This window comes from Rathayibacter sp. AY1C2 (genome assembly GCF_002931195.1).
In the GTDB taxonomy this organism is placed as follows: Bacteria; Actinomycetota; Actinomycetes; order Actinomycetales; family Microbacteriaceae; genus Rathayibacter.
Genome location: NZ_PSWG01000019.1, coordinates 22,521 through 44,844 on the forward strand (window position 1 = coordinate 22,521; position 22,324 = coordinate 44,844).

A 22,324-nucleotide genomic window follows, 5' to 3' on the forward strand; every position below is an offset into this window, starting at 1 on the left:
CGTCGTTCCCGGTCCTCCTCGCGGCCAGTGGCCTGATCCGCCCGCTACGGGGCCGTCTCCCCACCCCGCGGCTGCGTAGCATCGGGGGAGTGACCAGCTCCCGCACCCCTGCCGAGTCCGTCTCGCCGTCCCCTTCGGACGTGCCCGTCGGCGAAGGAGTGGAGGCGCTCGGAGCGGCGGGACGCCCGGGCGGGATGTCCGGCACGGGGCTGCTGTTCGCGTTCTCGGCCTACCTGCTCTGGGGTGCGATGCCCCTCTACTTCATCGCGATGGCGCCGGCCTCGCCGTTCGAGATCGTCGCGTTCCGAGTGCTCTTCTCGCTCGTCTTCTGCGTGATCCTGCTCACGGTCCTCCGCGGCTGGCGCTCCTTCGGCGCGCTGCTGCGCCGCCCCCGCCTGCTCGGCATGATGGCGATCGCGGGCGTGCTCATCTACGTCAACTGGCAGGTCTACGTGATCGCCACGACCACGGGCCACGTCATCGAGGCGGCCCTGGGCTACTTCATGAACCCGCTGGTCACGGTGCTGCTGGGCGTCCTGGTGCTGCGCGAGCGCCTCCGGCCACTGCAGTGGGCCGCGATGGGCGTCAGCGCGGTCGCGGTGCTGGTCATCGCGGTGGGCTACGGATCCTTCCCGTGGATCTCGCTCGCCCTCGCCTTCTCGTTCGGCCTCTACGGCCTGGTGAAGAGCCGCGTCGGCGGCACGGTGGACGCGGTCGGCGGACTGACGCTCGAGACGCTCTGGCTGACGCCGCTCGCCGTCGTGCAGCTGGCGGTCGTCGGCTCCACGGTGGGGCTGACCCTGACGACGGAGGGGACGGGGCACGCCCTCATCCTCGCCTCGGCCGGCATCGTCACGGCCGTCCCGCTGCTCCTGTTCGCGGGCGCCGCGCGCCGGCTCCCGCTGTCGATCGTCGGCTTCGTGCAGTACCTGACGCCGTTCCTGCAGTTCCTCGTCGGGGCCTTCGTCCTGCACGAGGAGATGCCGCTCGAGCGCTGGATCGGCTTCGCGCTGGTGTGGGCCGCCCTGGCGATCTTCTCAGGCGACCTCGTCGCCGCGGAGCGCAGACGGCGCCGATCCTCCGTCTGATCTGCGGAACGCGTCGTCCTGGCGCGGCGCGACAGCGGAATGGTAACGATCCGGTCGCGAAACGTATTGGTAACACCCCTGTATTGTTCACGGCTGCTTCGGAGGTTAGGTTGGCCGAGCGGTTGCCACCGGCGCCGCTCCCACTGACACACACCTCTCAAGGAGCAACATGGGCGTTTACGCGAAGGCCGGCTCGGCCCGCGCGCGGTCCCTCCGGGCAACCCTCGGCGGCGTCGCCATTCTGGGCGCCAGCGCTCTCGTCCTCGCCGGCTGCGCCGGCGGCGGCGACAGCGGATCGAGCGGCGACAGCGGCTCGGGCGACCTGTCCCTCAAGATCGGCACGATCCTCCCGCAGACCGGCACCCTCGCCGTCCTCGGCCCGCCCGAGATCGCGGGCGTCGACCAGGCGGTCGTCGACATCAACGACGCCAAGGCCGGCATCACGATCGACGTGGAGCAGAAGGACTCGGGCGACACCACGACCGACATCGCGACGCAGTCGGCCACGTCCCTCATCGCCGACAACGTCTCCGCCATCATCGGCGCGGCGTCCTCGGGCGTCTCGAAGACCTTCATCGACCAGGTGACCCAGGCGGGCGTCGTCCAGATCTCGCCGGCCAACACCTCGCCGGACTTCACGACCTACGACGACGACGGCTACTACTGGCGCACCGCTCCCTCGGACGTGCTCCAGGGCCGCATCCTCGGCAACAAGATCCTCGGCGACGGCAAGACCAACGTCTCGATCCTGTACATGAACGACGCGTACGGCACCGGCCTCGAGAAGAACATCAAGGAGACCCTCGAGGCGGGCGGAGCATCCGTCGCGGCCGAGGAGATCTTCGAGCCGGCCTCGACCGACTTCAACTCGGCGCTGACCTCGGTCCTCGCCCCGAACCCCGACGCGCTGGTCGTCATCTCGTTCGACGAGATCAAGACCATCGCGGAGCAGCTCTCGGCCAAGGGCTTCGACTTCTCGAAGCTCTACGGCACGGACGGCAACTACGGCGTCATCGGCGAGTCCGACACCAACGTCGACATCGCCGGCGCGCAGTTCACCAACCCGGGCGTCCAGGCGTCCGAGGACTTCCAGGGCAAGCTGCAGTCGCTCGTCGAGTCGCAGGGCAACGACGCGCTGACCGTGTTCAGCTATGCGCCGGAGTCGTACGACGCCACGGTCCTGACCGCTCTCGCCGCGCTCCAGGGCAAGGCGACGGACGGTGCGACCATCCGCGACAACCTCATGTCGGTCTCGGAGGGCGGCACCAAGTGCACGACCTTCGCCGACTGCGCGAAGCTCATCGCCGACGGCGAGGACGTCGACTACGACGGCCTCTCCGGCCCGATCTCGTTCGACGAGAACGGCGACACCAGCGAGGCCTCGGTCTCGATCTACAAGTACGGCACGGGCAACACCACCTCCTTCGAGGAGACCGTCGAGGGTTCGCTGAACTGACGACGCGGTGACGCGGCTCCTGCCGCATCCCTGAGGGGCTCGGTCTTCGGACCGGGCCCCTTCGCCGTTCCCGGAGGGCAGAGGCGGAGACGCGCCGGTCGCGCGGACGCAGCGAGGCGCGGCGGTCGTCCGCGCGGGCGTCCGCTGTCGGGTGCGGGCGGACGGCTGCGCGGCGTCCAGGGCCTGGCGTCGCGTCGAGGAGACACCCGGGAGGAGGAGCGGCTCGGACGGCCTGTGAACGCCTCCGAGCGCCTCTCCCGGCCTCGAGGGGCGCCCTGCCGGACCGCGGGCGGGAGCGACGACGTCGAGCGGGAACGCAGAAGCGCGCGCCCTCCCGAGGGAGGACGCGCGCTCGTGGAGTGCGGAGGACCTAGGAGGCGCGGAGCAGCTCCGCCTCCTGCGCCAGGCGGTACGTGACGAAGGAACGGCTGTAGTTGCGGCGCTTGCCGCCGGTGGTCTCGGCGATGACGACCTGGGCGTAGACGCCGACGACGCGCCAGCGCTCGTAGTCGCCGATCGCACCGGTGCCGAAGCCGGCTCCGAGTTCCACAGGGGCGGGGGTGTAGCTCTTCATGGTCGGCTCCTTCGAGGCGGACGACGCGGCGCTCGAGGCGCTGCGGGGAGGGGAGGAGATCGGCGACCGATCGCGGTCCCTACCGGGGGAGAGGGGAGCGGGACGTCCCCCTGCAGGGCTGTCCCGTGTCCCCAAAACTACGGCAGGCAGGGCGATATCCTGTCCCCCTCGTGGGGGTCGCTGGTGCGGAGAGACTCTCGCTGTCCTGCCCTCGTCCCGCGGACAGGAGACCGAGTGTCCAGACCGTCGTTCCGCCGACTTGCCGGGGGTTCGGCGGGCATCGCGGAGAGACCGGTGAAGGCGTGTCCGCGCCGGGAGAGCGGCTCCCTCGCCTCCCTTCTCCGGTACCCCGTGCCGGCGCATCTCCGGGCACCGAGCCGCCTGCCTTCCCGCCCTGCTCGGAGTGGTCTCCGAGCCGCCCGGCGCCCTGGGCGAGCGGCCCCGCCTCCGCCCCGGAGCCGCCCCGGCCCCTCGGCCCCGCTCGCGCCCGATCCGCGCCCCGGCAACGACGAAGGGCCCGCCGTCCGGAGACGACGGGCCCTTCGCAGCGGGGATCAGCCGCCGACGGTCGGGGTGCTCGTGGTGACCTCGTTGGTCGTCGCGAGCGTGCCCAGGTAGAGCTCGATGACCTTGGGGTCGTTCATCAGCTCCCGGCCCGCGCCCTCGTAGGCGTCGCGGCCCTGATCGAGGACGTAGCCGCGGTCGCAGATCTGCAGCGCCCGCCGCGCGTTCTGCTCGACGATCATGATCGAGACGCCCGCGCGGTTGATCCGCTGCACGTTGACGAACGTCTCGTCCTGCCGCATCGGGGACAGGCCGGCGCTGGGCTCGTCGAGCAGCAGCATCGACGGGTCCATCATCAGAGCCCGCGACATCGCCACCATCTGGCGCTCACCGCCCGAGAGCGACCCCGAGCGCTGCTTGAGCCGCTTGCTGAGCTCCGGGAAGAGCTCGGTGACGAACTCGAGCCGCTCCTTGTACAGCTTCGGCTTCTGGTACATGCCCATCTCGAGGTTCTCCTCGATGGTGAGCGACGGGAAGACGTTGTTGTTCTGCGGCACGAAGCCCACGCCCTTGGACACCAGCTTGTCGGCCTTGAGGCCGGTGATGTCCTCGCCGTTCAGCAGGACGGTGCCCTGGCGGATGTTGACCAGGCCGAACATCGCCTTCAGCAGCGTCGACTTGCCTGCACCGTTCGGGCCGATGATCCCGACGAGCTCGCCGCGCTTCACGTAGACGTTCGAGCCGTTGAGGATGTTGACCCCCGGCACGTAGCCCGCGTGCAGATCGTGCGTCTCGAGGGTGTTCGGAGTCGTCGTGTCGGCGGTCATCTCTCGTCCTTCTCGAATTCGACGGCCGGGGCGTCGGTCGTCGGGGCGACGCTCGTCGGCGCGGAGGCCGACGGGGACGCCGTTCCGGCCGCCGGAGCGTCGTGGCCGGGCGTCGGGATGCCGGCCTTATCCGCCTGCCGCTCCACGTCCTCGCGGACGAGGTCGGAGTCCATCTCCTCGGCGATCTCGAGCTGGCCCTCGATCGTGCCCAGGTCGGTGTCGTGGTGCGCGCCGAGGTACGCGTCGATGACGGCCGGGTCGTTCATCACGGTCGAGGGCGGGCCCTCGGCGACGACCTTGCCCTCGGCCATCACGATCACCCAGTCGGCGATCGTGTTGACCATGTGCATGTCGTGCTCGACGAAGAGCACGGTCATGCCCTCGTCCTTCAGGTTCACGATGTGACCGAGGAGCGACTGCGTCAGCGCCGGGTTCACGCCGGCCATCGGCTCGTCGAGCATGACGAGCTCGGGCTCCGACATCAGCGCCCGCGCCATCTCGAGCAGCTTCTTCTGGCCGCCCGACAGGCTCGACGCGTAGTCGTCCCGCTTGGTGTCCAGCTTGAACTTCTCGAGCAGGCGGATCGCGCGCTGCTCGATCGAGTCCTCCTCCTTCGACCACAGCGGGCGGATGAGCGAGGTGAAGATGTTCTCGCCCTTCTGCCCCTTCGCGCCGAGCAGCATGTTCTCGAGCACCGTCATGCCGCCGAGCGCCTTGGTGAGCTGGAACGTGCGCACCATGCCCATCCGCGACACCCGGTAGGCCGGGACGTTGGCGAGGTTCTTGCCCTTGAAGTTCCACTTGCCGGTGTTGGGCTTGTCGAAGCCCGTCAGCAGGTTGAAGAACGTGGTCTTGCCGGCCCCGTTCGGGCCGATCAGGGCGGTGATGGATCCGCGGGGGATCTCGAGGTGCTCGACGTCGACCGCGGTCAGGCCGCCGAAGCGGCGGCTGACGTTGTCGGCGACGACGATGGGGTCCTTCTTCCTGACCCCGGGGACGATTGCTTCCTCGGTGATGTCCGAGACCGGCGTCTTAGGCAAAGTGCAGATCCTTCTTCTTGCCGAAGATCCCCTGGGGTCTGAAGATCACCAGGAGCATGAGGGCTACCCCCACCACGATGAACCGGATGGGTCCGGTCTGCACGGTGGTGAGGCGGATGAGGTCGTTGTTGAGGACCCCGGTGTCGATCCCGAGCGTGAGCAGTCCGTCGGTCAGACCGAGGACGACCCAGAAGATGATCGAGCCGACGACGGGTCCGAAGACCGTCGCGGCGCCGCCCAGCAGCATGATCGTGTAGAGGAAGAACGTGAGCTGGGTGCCGTAGTTGTCGGGCTGGAGCGAGCGGGGGAGGATGAACAGCGCTCCTGCGAGGCCTCCGAGCACGCCGCCCAGGATGAGCGCCTGGATCTTGTACGAGAAGACGTTCTTGCCGAGCGAGCGCACGGCGTCCTCGTCCTCGCGGATGCCCTTGATGACGCGGCCCCAGGGGCTGCGCATCAGGAGGAACACCAGGAGGCAGGCCAGGAGCACGAGGCCCCAGCCGACGATCCGCACCCACCACTGGTCCTGGCTGTAGGTGAGCACGCCGATGCCCCAGCGGCCCTCGGGCAGCGGGTTGAGGTCGTTGAACGCCTTCGCCGCGCCGTTGATGCCCTCCGAGCCGCCGGTGATCGCCGAGAACTCGGGGGTCTTGACCGAGAGCCGGATGATCTCCGCCGCCGCGATCGTGACGATCGAGAGGTAGTCGGCCCGCAGCCGCAGCGTCGGGATGCCCAGGATGAGCGCGAAGACGGTCGCCGCGACGATCGTCGCGAGGAAGGAGCCCCAGACGGGCCATTCGAACTTGACCGAGGTGATGGCGAAGGCGTAGCCGCCCACTGCCATGAAGCCGGCCTGTCCGAAGTTGAGCAGCCCCGTGAATCCGAAGTGGATGACCAGGCCGATGGTCGCCAGCGCGTACGCGGCGACAGTGGGATCGACGATCTGCCCGATCGCCAGCCAGATGAAGTTGAGGTTCATGGTGTCCTAGCCGATCCGTTCCTTGCGGCCCAGGATTCCCTGCGGCCTGACCAGGAGGATGATGATCATGAGAACGAGCGGAGCCACGTACTTGAGGTTCTCCGGGATCCAGATCGTCGAGATGTTCATCATCAGTCCGATGATGAGCGAGCCGACCAGCGCGCCGTAGGCGGAGCCGAGTCCGCCGAGCGTGATCGCCGCGAAGATCAGCAGCAGGATCGACGCTCCCGTGTCCCAGCGCAGCGACTGGTAGTAGCCGATGTAGACGCCCGCCAGCGCGGCGAGAGCGCCCGACATCACCCAGACGACGCGGATGACGCGCTCAACGTTGATGCCCGAGGCGGAGGCGAGGGCCCGGTTGTCCGAGACCGCCCGCATCGCCTTGCCGATCTTCGTCTTCGTGAGGACGTAGGCCACGGCGACGATGCAGACGACGCCGACGACGGCGCCGACGATGTCGGTGAACTTCAGGCTGATCCCGAGCTCCGGCACCGTGAAGAACGGAGCGGTGCTGTTGGGGAGCGAGAGGCGGTCGGCTCCGAAGAAGAAGACGAACACGTAGCGCAGGGCCAGCGAGAGGCCGATCGTCACGATCATCAGCGGGATGAGCTGGATGCCCTTCTTCCGCAGCGGCTTCCAGAGCAGCCCGTCCTGGACGAAGCCGAAGGCCCCGCCGAGAATCACCGCGATCGGGATGGCCAGCAGCGCCGGGAGTCCGAAGACCCCGGAGAAGAGGTACGCCATCAGCGCGCCGAAGGTGACCAGCTCGCCGTGGGCGAAGTTGTTCAGGCCGGTCACGCCGTAGATCAGCGAGGCGCCGATCGCCGCGAGGGCGATCAGGAGCCCGAAGATCAGTCCGGTGACGACCTTCGGCCAGAAGATGATCCAGAACGTGTCGGCCGACACCGGCTGGTTCACCGCGTTGGACGTGCCGTCGGGGTTCGTCGCGTCGTTGCCGGTCGTGCCCTCGGTCGCGGGGCTCGTCGGAGCCGCGGAGTCCGTCGGGACCGGGACGGTCGCTCCGGAGCCCTTCGGGTTGGCCGTCGAGACGATGAAGTTCACGATCTGGTTCTGCGAGGCGACGATCTTCACCTGCTTCGGGTTCTGACCCGCGGCGGGGTAGCCCTTGTCGACGGGCAGGGACTCCTCGTCGACGGTCACCGTGTAGGTGCCCGCGGCGTCGAGGGGGAACGTGGCCCGGCCGTCCTCGCCGGTGGTCACGGTCGCGGAGGCGTCGCCGCCGATCTCGACGGTCACCCCCGTCAGGTTCTCGTTCGTCCCCTGCACGCGGACCCAGGCGATGATCGACTGGTCGGCGGTGGTGGCGGCGAGTGCGGCGGGGGCCGCCGCGGCGATCCCGGTGAGGGTCGCGGCGAGCAGACCCAGGGCCAGGAGCCGGTCTCGGAGCCTCGGGCGTCTCCTATCCACGGGGCGCCTCCCGGTCCGTCGGATGCAGGGTCGTCGAGCGCTGGCGGCGCATCGAACGGCTGGCTGTGAGCAAGACGTCTACCTCTCGTCAGGGTGCACAGACGGATGGGGTCTCCGGGCACGCCCGAATCGCCGTCGTCAAACAACGTTGGTTGACCATACGTTCCGCATGTGTCGGCGGTGTTTCACCGTCCGCACTTACGCGTGACGACATTATGAGGGAGAGGAGAGCGCTCCAGCGCCCATCCGCGGCCCGGCGGCCGCGCCGTCGAGGAATACCGCGAGCCTCACGGCGCTTAAGATCGAACAACCGTGGCGCTCGTGAGCGGACTCCTCCCGTCCTCTCCGGGCTCCCGCACTCGACCTGCTAAGGGGCATTGATGGACCAGCCGGATCCCTTCGGATTCCTCGGACTCACCTACGACGACGTCATGCTCCTCCCGGGGCACACCGACGTCATCCCGAGCGAGGCCGACACGGCCTCCCGTCTCACCAAGCGCATCAGCGTGGCGACCCCGCTGCTCTCCGCGGCGATGGACACCGTCACCGAGGCGCGCATGGCGATCGCGATGGCCCGCCAGGGCGGCCTCGGCGTCCTGCACCGCAACCTCTCCATCGCCGACCAGGCCGACCAGGTCGACCGGGTGAAGCGGAGCGAGTCGGGCATGGTCTCGAACCCCGTCACCACCACCCCGGACGCCACCGTCGCCCAGGTCGACGACCTCTGCGGCCAGTACCGGATCAGCGGCCTCCCCGTCGTCGACTCCACCGGCGTGCTCGTGGGCATCATCACCAACCGCGACATGCGCTTCGTCTCGCCGTTCGAGAAGGCGACCACGCTCGTCCGCGACGTGATGACCAGCACCGGCCTGATCACGGGCCGCGTCGGGATCCCCGACAGCGAGGTCATCGCCCTCTTCGCGCAGCACAAGATCGAGAAGCTGCCGCTGGTCGACGCACAGGGCAAGCTCGCCGGCCTCATCACGGTCAAGGACTTCGACAAGTCGGAGCAGTACCCCAACGCCACGAAGGACGACGAGGGCCGCCTCCGGGTCGGCGCCGCGATCGGCTTCTTCGGCGACGCCTGGCAGCGCGCCACCGCCCTGCTCGACGCGGGCGTCGACGTGATCGTCGTCGACACCGCCAACGGCGACTCCGCCGGCGTGCTCGACATCATCCGCCGCCTGAAGTCCGACTCCGCGTTCGCCGGCGTCGACGTCATCGGCGGCAACGTCGCAACCCGCTCCGGGGCGCAGGCACTCGTCGACGCGGGCGCCGACGCCATCAAGGTCGGCGTCGGCCCCGGCTCGATCTGCACCACCCGCGTCGTCGCCGGCGTCGGAGTCCCGCAGGTCACCGCGGTCTACGAGGCGTCCCTCGCCGCGCGCGAGTCCGGCGTCCCCGTCATCGCCGACGGCGGCCTCCAGTACTCCGGCGACATCGCCAAGGCGCTCGTCGCCGGCGCCGACACCGTGATGCTCGGCTCGCTCCTCGCGGGCTGCGAGGAGAGCCCCGGCGACCTCGTGTTCCAGAACGGCAAGCAGTTCAAGACCTACCGCGGTATGGGCTCCCTCGGCGCCCTGCAGACCCGCGGCGAGCGGACCTCCTACTCGAAGGACCGCTACTTCCAGTCCGACGTGCCCACCGACGACAAGCTGATCGCCGAGGGCATCGAGGGCCAGGTGCCCTACCGCGGCCCGCTCGCGAACGTGGCGTACCAGCTCGCCGGCGGGCTCCGCCAGTCGATGTTCTACGTCGGAGCGCGCACCATCCCCGAGCTGAAGGAGCGCGGGAAGTTCGTGCGCATCACGGCGGCCGGGCTGAAGGAGTCGCACCCGCACGATGTGCAGATGGTGGTGGAGGCGCCGAACTACCGGCGCTGAGGGGGTCTGGTGGGGCCGGCGGCGGATCGGGATCGCGGCCCCTCTGCCCGATGGGCCTGCGGCCCATACGCCCACCACGCCGGAGGGGCCGCGATCCCGATCCGCCGCCTCCCTCCGGGAGACGAGCGCCGGTCCTCGGCTGAGGGGCGGGGGACGCAGCGCGAGCGGCGCGAGGCGCCGCCGCGACTGCGGGGGGAGGCTTCCGCCTGTGCCGTCGCGGGGGAGTGGTCATGCACCGCGCGCGAGCGCGACGGAGTGGGGACGGGCTTCCCGCGTTGCAGCGAATCGTGGTGGCGGCCGCGCAAGCTTCACCTGCTGGTGGAGTGCGCCCGCTCGCGTCGATCGCGGCCCGGTGAGGAGCCCGGTAGGAGCGGTAGCAGGCGATCCGCTCTCCAGCGGATCGTCGTAGCGCGGACGCGACCCGCTCTTCGGAACGCGACCATCCGCTGGGGCCGACCGCGGGCGAGCGACGAGCGGAGCGAGGAGCGAGCCACGGCTGACACCGCTCAGCGGTAACCGGCGATCCGCGTGCGAGCGGATCGTCGTAGCGCGGACGCGACCCGCTCTGCGGAACGCGACCGCCCGCTCGGGCCGACCGCGGGCGAGCGACGAGCGGAGCGAGGAGCGAGCCACAGTAAACTCTGCGTCATGGAGATCGAGATCGGGCGCGCCAAGCGCGCCCGCCGCGCGTACGCCTTCGACGACATCGCCGTCGTCCCGAGCCGCCGGACGCGCGACCCCGAGGTCGTGTCGGTGAAGTGGTCGATCGACGCGTACCAGTTCGCGACGCCGATCCTCGCCGCGCCGATGGACTCGGTGGTGTCGCCGGCGACGGCGATCCGGCTCGGGCATCTGGGGGCGCTGGGCGTCCTCGACCTCGAGGGTCTGTGGACGCGGTACGAGGACCCGGAGCCGCTGCTCGAGGAGATCCGCAGGCTTCCGGCCGAGACCGCGACGCAGCGGATGCAGGAGATCTACTCCGCTCCGATCCGCCCCGAGCTGGTGACCGCGCGCCTGGCCGAGATCCGCGCCGCGGGCGTGACCGTCGCCGGGGCCTTGTCGCCCCAGCGGACCGCGGAGCTCTACCAGACCGTCGTCGACGCCGGGGTCGACGTGTTCGTCATCCGCGGCACGACCGTCTCGGCCGAGCACGTCTCGCGCGATACCGAGCCGCTGAACCTCAAGAAGTTCATCTACGAGCTCGATGTGCCCGTCATCGTCGGCGGCGCCTCCACCTACACCGCGGCCCTGCACCTCATGCGCACGGGCGCCGCGGGCGTCCTCGTCGGGTTCGGCGGCGGTGCCGCCTCCACCACTCGCACGACGCTCGGCATCCAGGCTCCGATGGCGACCGCGGTCGCCGATGTCGCCGGCGCTCGCCGCGACTACCTCGACGAGTCGGGCGGACGCTACGTGCACGTCATCGCGGACGGCGGCCTCGGCACCTCCGGCGACATCGTGAAGGCCGTCGCGGTGGGCGCGGACGCCGTGATGCTCGGCTCGGCGCTGGCGCGCGCGACCGACGCTCCGGGCGGCGGCTGGCACTGGGGCGCGGAGGCGCACCACCCGCAGCTGCCGCGAGGCCGCCGCGTCGAGGTCGGCACCGTCGGCACCCTCGAGCAGGTCCTCTACGGTCCGGCAACCGGCGCCGACGGCACGGCGAACCTCATCGGCGCCCTGCGCCGCTCGATGGCGACGACCGGCTACTCCGACCTCAAGGAGTTCCAGCGGGTCGAGGTCGTCGTCGCGCCGTACCAGCCCAGCTGACGCTCACCGACCGAGGCGATCCGGACCGTCGAGGCCGCCGCGAACAGCGGGCTCCCTCGACGGGCCGGAGGTCCCTCGACGCGGCGGACGCCGGGACGGGCCGGCCGGATGAGCAGGGGGCTGGCGTCGTGGGCCCTGCGCCAGCCCAGCGGACGACGCTGCGGACCCGCGCGCGGAGCCGGTCCTCCCGGCGCTTCTCGGCGAGAAGCACGAGCTCGGGAGCGGTCCCGGAGGAACGCCGGGTCGGTCCAGGTCGACGGCGGTCTGCGCCAGATCCGAGACGGCGAGTCCGTCGATCAGTGCGGGTGGGGGCGGACGCGCGCTCCGCGACGCCGTTCCACGTCCGGCTGCCCAGGTCCGTCGCCCCTCGACATGCACGGTCACCGCGAGCGGCTCGACCAGGGGGGGGTCCCGGACCGCCGCCGCCGACTCGCGGAGGACGAAGGGCGCGCTCCCGGTCGCGGCCACGGCGTCGATCCGCGCCCGCTGCCGCTCGTCCGCGGAGGTCCTCGCCCACTCGCCGGTCCGCGCGTACCGCTGTGCAGCCGCACGGACTCGTCCGACCGGCGGCACGCCCCGTCTCGACAGATCCCCACTGCACGCTTCCGCCCCCCTTTCCCTCCCTCCGCTCCTTCTGTGGAGACTCCCCCCACCCCCTGTGGACAGCGAGGGACGCAGGACCGCCGAGCCGGCCGGGAACTGCGGGATCCCTCGACGGGTCGGGGTTCCCTCGGCAGGAGGGCTCCGCACGCGCCTAAGCTGGAAGTCCCGAGTGGGAGCGCCGCACGGCGCGGAGGGAGCACGCATGGTCGAGGTCCGCAGGGTCAAACTGCCCGGTGTCGGCGTTCTGCACACGTTCCTGACGGCCGACGGCGGGAAGGTCGGCGTCATCGCCCACCGCTCCGGCCACAGCGACCTGATCACGTTCGCCGAGGGCGACCAGGACGGCGCCAAGGTGTCTCTCCGCCTGAGCGATGACGAGGCGCACACGCTCGCCGAGCTGCTCGGCGGCACGCAGATCACGGAGTCGCTGACCGCGCTCGACCAGATCCCGGGCCTCTCGATCGACTGGTTCACCGTCGACTACGACGACCACATCGCCGGACAGCAGCTCGGCAAGCCCGCCGACCGCGGGATCGTCGGGCTGACCGTCGTCGCCGTGGTCCGGGGCGACGCCGCCAATCCGGCGCCGGCCCCCGACTTCCGCGTCTTCCCCGGCGACACCCTCGTGGTCGCCGGCAGCCCCGAGAAGGTCGCCAAGGCGTTCGCGTTCTTCCGCACCGGCAGCTTCGCCAAGACGGTCGACGCCCCGCCCGGAGCCTGAGGATGCACCACGGCGAAGACCTCATCGTCCTCGGCGTCCTGTTCGTCGTCGCCTACGTCCTCGGCCGGCTGGGGAGGACGATCGGGCTCCCGGCCATCCCGATCTACATGGTCGTCGGGCTCCTCGCGAGCCCGAACTTCCACCTCTTCCCGCTCGACTTCGAGTCGAGCTACATCGAGCTGACCGCGGTCTTCGGGCTGATACTCCTGCTGTTCAACCTCGGCCTGGAGTTCGACCAGGACGAGTTCTTCGGGAACGCCGGCCGCCTGATCCTCTCCGGCGGCTCCTACATCGCGGTCAACATGGCCGTCGGCCTCGGCTTCGGCTTCGCGCTGGGCTGGGGGAGCCGCGAGGCGCTGATCATCGCCGGCATCACGGCGACGAGCTCGAGCGCGATCGTCACCAAGCTGCTGATCGAGCTCAAGCGCCTGGCGAACCCCGAGACGCCGATGATCCTGGGCGTCACGGTCGTCGAGGACATCTTCATCGCGGTCTACCTGGCGATCGTGTCCGTCGTGCTCTCGGGCGAGACGGAGCCGTGGCCGGTGGTGCTCAAGCTCGTCATCGCGTTCGCGTTCCTCGTGGTGATGTTCGCGATCGCCCGCTGGGGCGGGAAGGTCGTCTCCCGCTTCTTCCGCACTCGCGACGACGAGCTGTTCACGATCCTGTTCTTCGGTCTCGCCATCCTGTTCGGCGGCATCGGCGAGGTCCTCGGAGTGACGGACGCCATCGGCGCATTCCTGATCGGACTGGTCATCGGAGCGACGCGGTTCCGGTCGAGGGTCGAGCACATCGCGATCCCGCTGCGCGACGTGTTCGGAGCCTTCTTCTTCGTCAACTTCGGTCTCGGGCTGGATCCCGGTGCGTTCCCGAGCGTCGTGGTCCCGGTGCTGATCGCCGCGGTGATGACCATCGTCCTGAACCTCGGCGCGGGGCAGTTCGTCGCGTGGCTCAACAAGCTCGGACCGCGCGCGGGCCTGAACGCGGCGTTCATCCTGCACAACCGCGGCGAGTTCGCGCTCATCCTGGCGACGCTCTCGCTCTCGGCGGGGCTCGACGAGCGGATCCAGCCCTTCGCCGGCCTCTACGTGCTGATCATGGCGATCGTCGGGCCGATCCTCGCCTCGCGCTCCGAGAGCATCGGCGCGTTCCTCTCGCGGCGGCGGCACCGCCCGGCACCCGCAGCGGCCACGGCCATGGACGAGGAGGACTTCGCGCTCGTGGAGGCGGCGATGGCCGCGCCCGCCGTCTCCGCGGAGGAGGCCCCCGCTCCTCCGAGGCGCCCCGCGGAGCCGGACGAGCTCGACGACGAGTTCCCCGATCCGATGCGTCAGGCGCTCATCGACCAGGCGATGCAGCAGTCCGACGGCGCCGACGACGCCCGGCCCCGCCGCCCGAGGGAGCCCGACTACTGATCCCACGGAGCTCCCACACTCACGGGTTAGGCTCGATCCGGCCCGCGGGACACCGCACGGATCGAGGGCGGACGAGGGACGAATGACGCAGAGCACGGTCGGGCAGGTGGCCCGGCGCCCGCGCTGGATCGCCGCGCTGGCGCTCGCACTCCTGATCGCCGGACTCTTCGCCGCGCTCGGGCAGTGGCAGGTCGGCCGCGCGGTCGAGGCCGCCGCGCCCGACTCCGGAGTGTCGGAGACGACGCTCCCGCTCGCCGATGTCGCGACCCCCTCCCGCTCGATCACGGCGACCGCCGACGGACAGCGCGTGGAGGGCTCGTCCGTCTTCGTGCCGGGCGGTGCCGAGATCCTCGGCGGCCGCCTGAACGGCGAGCAGCCGGGCTGGTGGGTCATCGCCCGCACCCGCACCGCCGACGCCGACCTGGTGCTCGCCTACGGCTGGACGCAGGACGAGGCGCAGGCGCAGTCCGTCGCGGACGCGCTGAACAGCGGGAGCGAGCAGGCGCCCTCCTCCTTCATCGGCCGCCTCGTGGCCAACGAGGCCGCGGAGGCTCCGGCGGAGGGCCTGGACCCCGCCACCCTCACCGCGCTCTCCGTCCCCGCGCTGATCAACCGCTGGCCGGACCCGCCCCAGGACGTCTACCAGGGCTACGTCGTCGTCGACGAGCCGGTCGCCGGCCTCGAGGCCATCGACTCCCCGGCGCGCGTGAGCGACGTCTCGCTGAACTGGCTCAACGTCTTCTACGCGATCGAGTGGGTCGTCTTCGCCGGCTTCGCCCTCTACCTCTGGTTCCGCCTCGTCAAGGACGCGTGGGAGCGCGAGGCCGAGGAGGCGCTCGACGCCGAGGAGCGCGCCCGCGCCGACCTGGGCGACCGGGCCGAGGCCCCCGCCCCCGCACCGTAAACTGGTCGTCATGCCCCTCGAGCCCAAGCCCGCGCAGTTCCCTGCGATCCGGAGCGCGCTGCGCTTCTACCGGGTGACCTCGATCATCACCGGCGTGATGCTGCTCCTGCTCTGCGCGGAGATGCTGCTCAAGTACGTCTTCCACCTCGAGCTGTTCGCCTTCGGCCAGCAGGGCGTCCTGCACTTCGCCCCGATGTACGAGGTGCCCGGAGGCGAGTTCACGTCGAGCGGCACCGGCGCGAACCTGTCCACCGGCATCCTGATCGCGCACGGCTGGTTCTACGTCGTCTACCTCTTCGCCGACTTCCGCCTGTGGAGCCTCATGCGCTGGCCGTTCACGCGCTTCGTGCTCATCGCGCTCGGCGGCGTGGTGCCCACCCTCTCCTTCTTCGTCGAGACCCGCATCGCCCGCGAGGTCGAGCAGTACCTCGAGCGCCGGACCGCCGGCACCGACCCGAAGACCCCGACCGACTCCGTGGAGGCCCCCCATTAGCGAGCAGCCCACCGCTCCCCAGCCGCACCTGGCCGCGCAGCCCGTCCTCGTCGTCGACTTCGGCGCGCAGTACGCGCAGCTGATCGCCCGCCGGGTCCGCGAGGCGAACGTCTACTCCGAGATCGTGCCCTCCAACGCCACGGCCGCCGAGATCGCCGCGAAGTCGCCCGTCGGCATCATCCTCTCGGGCGGCCCCTCCAGCGTGTACGAGGAGGGCGCCCCGCAGCTCGACCCCGCGATCTTCGACCTCGGGATCCCGGTCCTGGGCATCTGCTACGGCTTCCAGGTGATGGCGAAGACGCTCGGCGGCGAGGTCGCCAACACGGGGCTGCGCGAGTACGGAGCGACGGACGCCGCCCTCTCGACCGACGGTGGCGTGCTCCTCGGCGAGCAGCCCGCCGACCAGACGGTGTGGATGAGCCACGGCGACTCGGTCGCACAGGCGCCCGAGGGCTTCGAGGTCCTCGCCTCCACGAGCTCCACCCCGGTCGCCGCCTTCGGCAACGACGAGCGCCGCCTCTACGGCGTGCAGTGGCACCCGGAGGTCAAGCACTCCGCCTACGGCCAGGCCGTCATCGAGAACTTCCTCCACCGCGCCGCGGGCATCCCGGCCGACTGGAACTCCTCCAACGTGATCGACGACCAGGTCTCCGTGATCCGCGAACAGGTCGGCACCGGACGCGTCATCTGCGGCCTGTCCGGCGGAGTCGACTCCGCCGTCGCCGCTGCGATCGTGCACCGTGCCATCGGCGACCAGCTCACCTGCGTCTTCGTCGACCACGGACTCCTCCGCAAGGACGAGCGCCGCCAGGTCGAGGAGGACTACGTCGCCGCGACCGGCGTCCGCCTGGTCACCGTCGACGCGCGCGAGCAGTTCCTCGACGCGCTCGCCGGCGTCAGCGACCCGGAGCAGAAGCGCAAGATCATCGGCCGCGAGTTCATCCGCACCTTCGAGGCCGCCGCCGAAGCGCTCGTGCTCGAAGCGCAGGGCGAGGGCGAGACGATCGACTTCCTCGTCCAGGGCACGCTCTACCCCGACGTCGTCGAATCCGGCGGCGGCACCGGCACCGCCAACATCAAGTCCCACCACAACGTCGGCGGACTCCCCGAGGACCTGCAGTTCGCGCTCGTCGAGCCGCTCCGCACCCTCTTCAAGGACGAGGTCCGCGCGATCGGCCGCGAGCTCGGCCTCCCCGAGGTCATCGTCGGCCGCCAGCCCTTCCCCGGACCCGGCCTCGGCATCCGCATCGTCGGCGAGGTCACCCAGGAGCGGCTCGACCTCCTCCAGGACGCCGACGCCATCGTCCGCGCCGAGCTCACCGCCGCCGGCCTCGACACCGAGATCTGGCAGTGCCCCGTCGTCCTCCTCGCCGACGTCCGCTCCGTCGGAGTCCAGGGCGACGGCCGCACCTACGGCCACCCCATCGTCCTGCGCCCCGTCTCCTCGGAAGACGCGATGACCGCCGACTGGACCCGCCTGCCCTACGACCTCCTCGCCAGAATCTCCAACCGCATCACCAACGAGGTGAGCGGCGTGAACCGGGTGGTGCTGGATGTGACGTCCAAGCCCCCCGGCACCATCGAGTGGGAGTGATTCCGCGGGTCTCCGCACGGTCATCTGCGGCGTTGTCGGCGGTTGCGATACCTCCGGTATCGCGCCCTTCTCCGCCTTGCAGCTGACCGCGCGGAGACCCGCGGAACGTCAGGAACGGCTCCCTTCGAAGGGGGCCGTTTCTTGTTGAGGGGAGCGGGTGGGGGAACGAGCCCCTGCGGGGCCGTTCCCGGGTGCAGGTAGAGGGGAACGAGCCCCTGCGGGGCCGTTCCCGGGATGCAGGTCGGGGAACGAGCTCAGGTGGCTGTTCAGGGAACGGGTGGCCGCGGTTCGGCCGGGGGATCGGTCGGGGTTGACCGGTGCCTGGCGAGGCGTTCCGAGTGGCGGTCAGCGGGACGAGGCCCTGCGGGGACGTTCCGGGGGTGCCGATCGAGAGGCGAGCTCCTGCCGGGTGGTCGGGGAACGCGGGTCTGCGCTGGTCCGGGGGCCGTGGTGCAGGCGGAGGCGGCGGGCGCGCGAGCGCGGGTCAGGCGGGGGTGTCGAGCACGCCGATGAAGCGGGTGCCGATGCCGTCGTACTCGTCGCGGCGGTGGCCCTCGGGGTGGTGCGGCCAGGAGGCGGGGGAGTGGTCCTCGCAGACGAGGAACGTGAACTCGGGCCACCACTTCTTCGGGCGGGCGGCCTCGGAGCGGCCGCAGACGGCGCAGTCGAGGGTCACCCACACGGGACGCCTGCCGGTGCGGTTCGCGCGCGACTGGACGAGCCAGGCGGGCGGATCCTGCTCGAGGGCGGCGAGCTCCTCCTCCGACAGACGGGTGGGGATGCCGTGCCGCGTCGCCATCTCGAGGGGGATGTCGAGGCGCTGAGCGGCCTCGCGACGCGTGATCATCCGGCCACCCTAACCCAGCGCCGCGCGCGGACCCCGAGGCCGCAGCGACGCGCGCGCGAGCAGCCACTCCAGCGGGCCCTGCCCCACGAGCCGCCTCCAGAGGAGAGCGGCGACGATCGAGCCGACCACGAAGACGCCGAGCAGCGTCCAGCTGCGCCACGACCCGAAGTCGAACGGCTCGTACGGGACCAGGTACACCGCCAGCGCCACGAGCTGCAGCGAGTAGATCGTCAGCGGCATCGCACCGACGGCCGCGATCGGAGTCGCCGCCCGTGCCAGGAGCGGCAGCCGCTGCAGCAGAGCCGTCAGCGCGCCGAGAACCACACAGGCGACCCCGCCCGCCCCGAGGAGCTCGGCGGTGGTGCTGGCGTGCGCCTCCACCGCCTCCGGACCCCCGAGCAGCAGCCCGCCGCCGTAGCCGAGCACGGCCGAGACGGCGCCGCCGACGACGACCCAGCGCTGGGTGGTCGCGGACCGGATGTCGCAGCGCGCGATCAGGAGGCCGAGCACCACGTACGCCAGCCACGACGGCACCGGGTAGTACTGGGTGAGCCAGGTGAGGGGCTGCGCGGCCAGGAGCGCCTCGTCGGGCGACAGGGTCGAGAGCCAGGAGCCGCCGGCGCTCGTCAGCGCGTCGACCGCGAGGGGCCCGGCGATCGCCGCGACCGCGACCAGCAGGGCGAGGACCGCCCGCGGCAGGAAGAGCAGCAGCGCCGCGACGAGGAACATCACCCCGTAGTGCGGCAGGATCACCGCGATCGGCGTCCCCAGCAGGGTGAGGGCGACGCCGATGACGAGCAGGTACAGCCCGCGGAGCAGGATCGATCCCGTGTCGTGCCAGGGCCGCGAGGAGCGCTGTGCTCCGCCCGTCATCAGCCCGATCGACACTCCCGCCAGCACGGCGAAGAGGACGGAGCTGCGGCCGTTCCAGAGCATCTCGCTCTCGACCGGGGCGAGGTGGGCGGCGAACATGCCGAGGACGGCCAGGCCGCGTGCGACGTCGAGGCCGACGATCCGGGAGTCTGCGGCACTCATCCCTCCATCGTGCCAGGCGCTCCCGGCAGTGCACCGGGAACGGCGCTGGGGCCGGGAACGACGACGGGCGCCCGACCCGGAGGTCGAGCGCCCGTCGGACGTGGTGCGCCGTGCTACTCGCGGAAGATCGCGACGAGGCGCAGGATCTCCAGGTACATCCAGACGACGGTGACCAGGATGCCGTAGGCGCCGGTCCAGCCGTAGATGCGGGGGAGGCGGTTGCGCACGCCCTGCTGGATGAACTCGAAGTCCATCACGAGCGAGTACGTGGCGAGCGCGACGGCGATGAGGCCGATCACGATGCCGATGAAGCCGGTGCGGAGACCGAAGCCGCCGCCGACGCCGAAGAGGCCGAGGCCCAGGTTCACCAGCGAGAACACCGCGTAGCTGATCATGCCGATGAAGAAGATCTTGTTGAGCTTCGGCGAGGTGCGGATCTTGCCGTTCATGAACAGCGCCAGGGTGACGCCGATCACGATGACGGTCGCCATGAGGGCCTGGACGACCGCTCCGGCGTACGCGCTCTCGAAGAACTTCGAGATCGCGCCGACCGCGATGCCCTGGGTCGCGGCGTAGCCGAGGATCAGGGCGGGCGACGGCTGCTTCTTGAAGGCGTTGACGATGCCCAGCACCAGCGCGACGAGCACGGCGGGGAGCATCAGGCCCGGGACGAACCAGCCGACGGCCGCACCCGCGAGGAGCACGACGAAGGCGAGGGCGGTCTTGGCGAGGGTGTCCTCGACGGTCATCCGGTCGGTCTCGACGGAGCCGGCGGCCGGACGGGAGTACATCTGGTCGAGCGTGCCGGGGGAGACGTCCGGGAGGTCCTGCACGCGGCCGGCGTAGCCGCGGTTACTGAACTCCGGGCGTCCGAAGGCCGGATTGTTGCTTGCCATGGTTCCTCTTCTCTCAGGTGCGCTGGTCTCCGAGGGAACTCGCGGATCTGAGTCGCTGTGGGTGCGGGGTGCGCCGCGGATCCGAGAGGACTGCGACGATGGACACCACCTTATCTGAGAGCACCTCTCAGAGTCTGGCTGTTCTCTTCGAGCGGACCTCGACTCCGCTGCGAGCCGTGCAGAGCCGCCCGTAGGATCGCGGCATGCCCGCGCGCCAGTCACCGCTCGTCATCGGCCACCGCGGAGCGAGCGGCTACCGACCGGAGCACACCCGCTCCGCCTACGAGCTGGCGATCGCGCTGGGCGCCGATGCGCTCGAGCCCGATCTGGTGGCGACCCGCGACGGCGTGCTCGTCCTCCGCCACGAGAACGAGATCTCCGGCACGACGGACGTCGAGAAGCGCCCGGAGTTCGCTGCACGCCGCACCACCAAGCGGATCGACGGCCGCGAGATCACCGGCTGGTTCACCGAGGACTTCACCTGGGACGAGCTGTCGGAACTGCGGGCCCGGGAGCGGCTGCCGGCGGTGCGCGGCTCCAGCGCCACGTTCGACGGGCAGTTCCCGCTGCTGCGCTTCAGCGAGCTGCTGGCGTTGCTGGACCGGGCGGCGGAGGACGATCCGCTCGCTCCGCCGGGGCTCGTCGCCGAGATCAAGCACGCGACGTACTTCGCCGGGATCGGGCTGCCGCTGGACGTGCTGCTGCGCGAGGAGCTCGCCGCCGCGGGCTGGGGTCCGCGCGACCCGCGGCTCACGATCGAGAGCTTCGAGAAGACCGTGCTTGAGCGGCTCGCGGTGAGCGGAGTCGGCGCCCGCCGGATCTACCTGCTCGAGTCGCGGGGCGCCCCGCCCGACCTCGTGGCCGCCCACGGCGCCGACGCGGCCCCCTACTCCGCCTTCACCACGCCGGCGGGACTGCGGAACCTCGCCGGAGCCGTCGACGGGATCAGCGTCGACAAGAGCATGCTCTTCTCGCGGGACGCGGCCGGCCGGGCGACGGGGACCGGTCCGCTCGTCGAGGACGCCCACGCGGCCGGGCTCGAGGTCTACTGCTGGACGCTGCGCGCCGAGAACCGATTCCTCGAGAAGGTGCACCGCCGCGGGAAGGACCCGGCGGAGTACGGCGGCTGGCAGGAGGAGTTCGCGATGATCCTCCGCTCGGGAGTGGACGGCGTCTTCGCCGACCAGCCCGATCTGGCGATCGAGGCGCGGGCGGCCGAGCAGGAGCGTCTGCTCCGCGGCTGAACCCGGATCGTGATCGGGCGCTCCTCCGGCGCGTGCCGAGCGGACGCGGAGGCTTCGCTGGCATCATCGGCTCACCACCGCCCGCCCGTCCCTCGAGAGGAGGCCCCGTGTCCACCCGAGAGCGCATCACCCGCCGCTGGATCACCACCGCCGTCCTCGCCGTGATCGGCGTCGCCGTCGTCTACTGGCTCGCCGTGCTCACCCCTCAGGGCCAGGGCGTCGAGAACTCGGGGCTCCGGGGCGCCGACCTCGTCTTCGGCCGCGCCACCGGCGCCGCCGCGGGGGCGCTCGCGGACGTCACCCCGCTCTCCATGGTCGTCGGCGCCCTGCTCGTCGCGGCGATCGCACTGATCCGGAGGCGCCCGGCGCTGGCCGTCGCCTCCGTCGGCTCGATCGTCGTCACGGCCGGGCTCACCCAGCTGCTCAAGAACGTGGTCCTCGAGCGGCCCGAGCTGGTCGACACCGACTCCTGGTACACCGGCGGCAGCTTCCCGAGCGGGCACACCGCGGCGGCCGTCTCGGTGGTCTTCGCCCTGGCGATGGTCGTCCCCGGGCGCGCGCGGACCGTCGTGCTCGCGCTGGGCGGCGCGGTCGTGGTGCTGGTCGGCAACCTGACGATGGCCGCCTCCTGGCACCGGGCGAGCGACGTCCTCGGGGCCGACCTCGTCGCGCTCGCCTCCGCCTCCGCCGCCTGCGCGTGGCTGACCACCAGGGCCCAGGTGGGCCGAGCGCCGAAGAGGCCCGCGCGGCGCGGGGTGAACCGGCTGCTCCTGGTGTGCTCGGTGATCGTGGTGGTGCTGCTCGCGGCTCTCGCCGTCCAGGGCATCCAGTACTACCCCGACGACACGAAGGACCTCACCGCCTTCGCGCTCCTGCAGCTCCTGGCGGTGTCGACGTCGGCGCTCGCCGTGCTCGGCTTCTCCCTCGCGTGGCGCGGACTGGACGTCGGTGGGGCGCTCACCTCGCCCGCGCCGCGTCAGCGGACCGCCTGACCGCTCCGGTGTCGGAGGGGCGATCTACACTCGG

At 70.9% G+C, this 22,324-nt stretch carries 19 protein-coding genes; 11 read left to right on the forward strand and 8 right to left on the reverse strand.

Going from position 1 to position 22,324, the window contains the following annotated elements; translation table 11 throughout:
- Positions 1 to 194 precede the first annotated feature (194 nt).
- Both rarD and C5C55_RS12735 read left to right on the forward strand, forming a co-directional pair.
- Positions 195 to 1,088 (forward strand): EamA family transporter RarD, encoded by an 894-nt coding sequence (rarD, locus tag C5C55_RS12730; RefSeq protein ID WP_104234162.1) that lies wholly within the window; start codon positions 195 to 197, stop codon positions 1,086 to 1,088.
- A 169-nt stretch (positions 1,089 to 1,257) separates the two neighbouring features.
- Positions 1,258 to 2,544 carry an ABC transporter substrate-binding protein gene (locus tag C5C55_RS12735; protein ID WP_104234163.1) on the forward strand — a complete coding sequence of 429 codons (1,287 nt, stop codon included), beginning with the start codon at positions 1,258 to 1,260 and terminating at the stop codon, positions 2,542 to 2,544.
- A 370-nt stretch (positions 2,545 to 2,914) separates the two neighbouring features.
- Here C5C55_RS12735 and C5C55_RS12740 read toward each other — a convergent pair whose 3' ends face one another.
- The 5 genes from C5C55_RS12740 to C5C55_RS12760 form a co-directional block, all read right to left on the reverse strand.
- On the reverse strand, positions 2,915 to 3,118 hold the full coding sequence (locus C5C55_RS12740; RefSeq protein WP_104234164.1) for a hypothetical protein: 204 nt from the start codon (positions 3,116 to 3,118) through the stop codon (positions 2,915 to 2,917).
- A gap of 554 nt (positions 3,119 to 3,672) precedes the next feature.
- A complete protein-coding gene (locus tag C5C55_RS12745) occupies positions 3,673 to 4,449 on the reverse strand; it encodes an ABC transporter ATP-binding protein (protein WP_104224729.1) in 777 nt (258 codons plus the stop codon).
- Positions 4,446 to 5,489 carry an ABC transporter ATP-binding protein gene (locus tag C5C55_RS12750; RefSeq protein WP_104234165.1) on the reverse strand — a complete coding sequence of 348 codons (1,044 nt, stop codon included), beginning with the start codon at positions 5,487 to 5,489 and terminating at the stop codon, positions 4,446 to 4,448. Before C5C55_RS12750 ends, C5C55_RS12745 begins: the two co-directional genes overlap by 4 nt.
- Entirely contained in the window at positions 5,482 to 6,468 is a 987-nt protein-coding gene (locus C5C55_RS12755; protein ID WP_104224731.1) for a branched-chain amino acid ABC transporter permease, read from the reverse strand. Before C5C55_RS12755 ends, C5C55_RS12750 begins: the two co-directional genes overlap by 8 nt.
- A 6-nt stretch (positions 6,469 to 6,474) precedes the next feature.
- On the reverse strand, positions 6,475 to 7,896 hold the full coding sequence (locus tag C5C55_RS12760; RefSeq protein WP_104234166.1) for a branched-chain amino acid ABC transporter permease: 1,422 nt from the start codon (positions 7,894 to 7,896) through the stop codon (positions 6,475 to 6,477).
- Between the two features lie 380 nt (positions 7,897 to 8,276).
- Between C5C55_RS12760 and guaB the strand changes: the two genes are divergently transcribed.
- From guaB to guaA, 7 genes are all read left to right on the forward strand, one after another.
- Entirely contained in the window at positions 8,277 to 9,779 is a 1,503-nt protein-coding gene (gene guaB / locus C5C55_RS12765; protein ID WP_104224733.1) for an IMP dehydrogenase, read from the forward strand.
- Positions 9,780 to 10,427: 648 nt separating this feature from the next.
- On the forward strand, positions 10,428 to 11,546 hold the full coding sequence (locus C5C55_RS12770; protein WP_104224734.1) for a GuaB3 family IMP dehydrogenase-related protein: 1,119 nt from the start codon (positions 10,428 to 10,430) through the stop codon (positions 11,544 to 11,546).
- Between the two features lie 805 nt (positions 11,547 to 12,351).
- Positions 12,352 to 12,870: a cation:proton antiporter regulatory subunit gene (locus C5C55_RS12775; protein ID WP_068256939.1), complete on the forward strand. Its 519-nt coding sequence runs from the start codon at positions 12,352 to 12,354 to the stop codon at positions 12,868 to 12,870.
- Between the two features lie 2 nt (positions 12,871 to 12,872).
- The gene (locus C5C55_RS12780; RefSeq protein ID WP_104234167.1) at positions 12,873 to 14,285 is read left to right on the forward strand and encodes a cation:proton antiporter; all 1,413 of its coding nucleotides are present in this window, start codon (positions 12,873 to 12,875) and stop codon (positions 14,283 to 14,285) included.
- An 82-nt stretch (positions 14,286 to 14,367) separates the two neighbouring features.
- Positions 14,368 to 15,189, forward strand: coding sequence for an SURF1 family cytochrome oxidase biogenesis protein (locus C5C55_RS12785; RefSeq protein ID WP_104234168.1), 822 nt, complete (start codon positions 14,368 to 14,370; stop codon positions 15,187 to 15,189).
- A 10-nt stretch (positions 15,190 to 15,199) separates the two neighbouring features.
- On the forward strand, positions 15,200 to 15,682 hold the full coding sequence (locus tag C5C55_RS12790) for a DUF3817 domain-containing protein (RefSeq protein WP_104234169.1): 483 nt from the start codon (positions 15,200 to 15,202) through the stop codon (positions 15,680 to 15,682).
- 28 nt (positions 15,683 to 15,710) lie between these two features.
- Positions 15,711 to 17,276: a glutamine-hydrolyzing GMP synthase gene (gene guaA / locus C5C55_RS12795; RefSeq protein ID WP_104234170.1), complete on the forward strand. Its 1,566-nt coding sequence runs from the start codon at positions 15,711 to 15,713 to the stop codon at positions 17,274 to 17,276.
- A gap of 484 nt (positions 17,277 to 17,760) precedes the next feature.
- Here the strand turns inward: guaA and C5C55_RS12800 are convergent, their stop codons facing one another.
- From C5C55_RS12800 to C5C55_RS12810, 3 genes are all read right to left on the reverse strand, one after another.
- The gene (locus C5C55_RS12800; RefSeq protein WP_104224739.1) at positions 17,761 to 18,123 is read right to left on the reverse strand and encodes a DUF5997 family protein; all 363 of its coding nucleotides are present in this window, start codon (positions 18,121 to 18,123) and stop codon (positions 17,761 to 17,763) included.
- Positions 18,124 to 18,132: 9 nt separating this feature from the next.
- The gene (locus C5C55_RS12805) at positions 18,133 to 19,158 is read right to left on the reverse strand and encodes a DUF418 domain-containing protein (protein ID WP_104234171.1); all 1,026 of its coding nucleotides are present in this window, start codon (positions 19,156 to 19,158) and stop codon (positions 18,133 to 18,135) included.
- Positions 19,159 to 19,271: 113 nt separating this feature from the next.
- Positions 19,272 to 20,054 (reverse strand): Bax inhibitor-1/YccA family protein, encoded by a 783-nt coding sequence (locus C5C55_RS12810; protein WP_104224741.1) that lies wholly within the window; start codon positions 20,052 to 20,054, stop codon positions 19,272 to 19,274.
- A gap of 203 nt (positions 20,055 to 20,257) precedes the next feature.
- Here C5C55_RS12810 and C5C55_RS12815 point away from each other — a divergent pair, with 203 nt between their 5' ends.
- Both C5C55_RS12815 and C5C55_RS12820 read left to right on the forward strand, forming a co-directional pair.
- Positions 20,258 to 21,298 carry a glycerophosphodiester phosphodiesterase family protein gene (locus C5C55_RS12815; RefSeq protein WP_104234172.1) on the forward strand — a complete coding sequence of 347 codons (1,041 nt, stop codon included), beginning with the start codon at positions 20,258 to 20,260 and terminating at the stop codon, positions 21,296 to 21,298.
- Positions 21,299 to 21,405: 107 nt separating this feature from the next.
- Positions 21,406 to 22,290, forward strand: a complete 885-nt coding sequence (locus tag C5C55_RS12820; protein ID WP_104224743.1) for a phosphatase PAP2 family protein — start codon at positions 21,406 to 21,408, stop codon at positions 22,288 to 22,290.
- Positions 22,291 to 22,324: the final 34 nt, after the last annotated feature.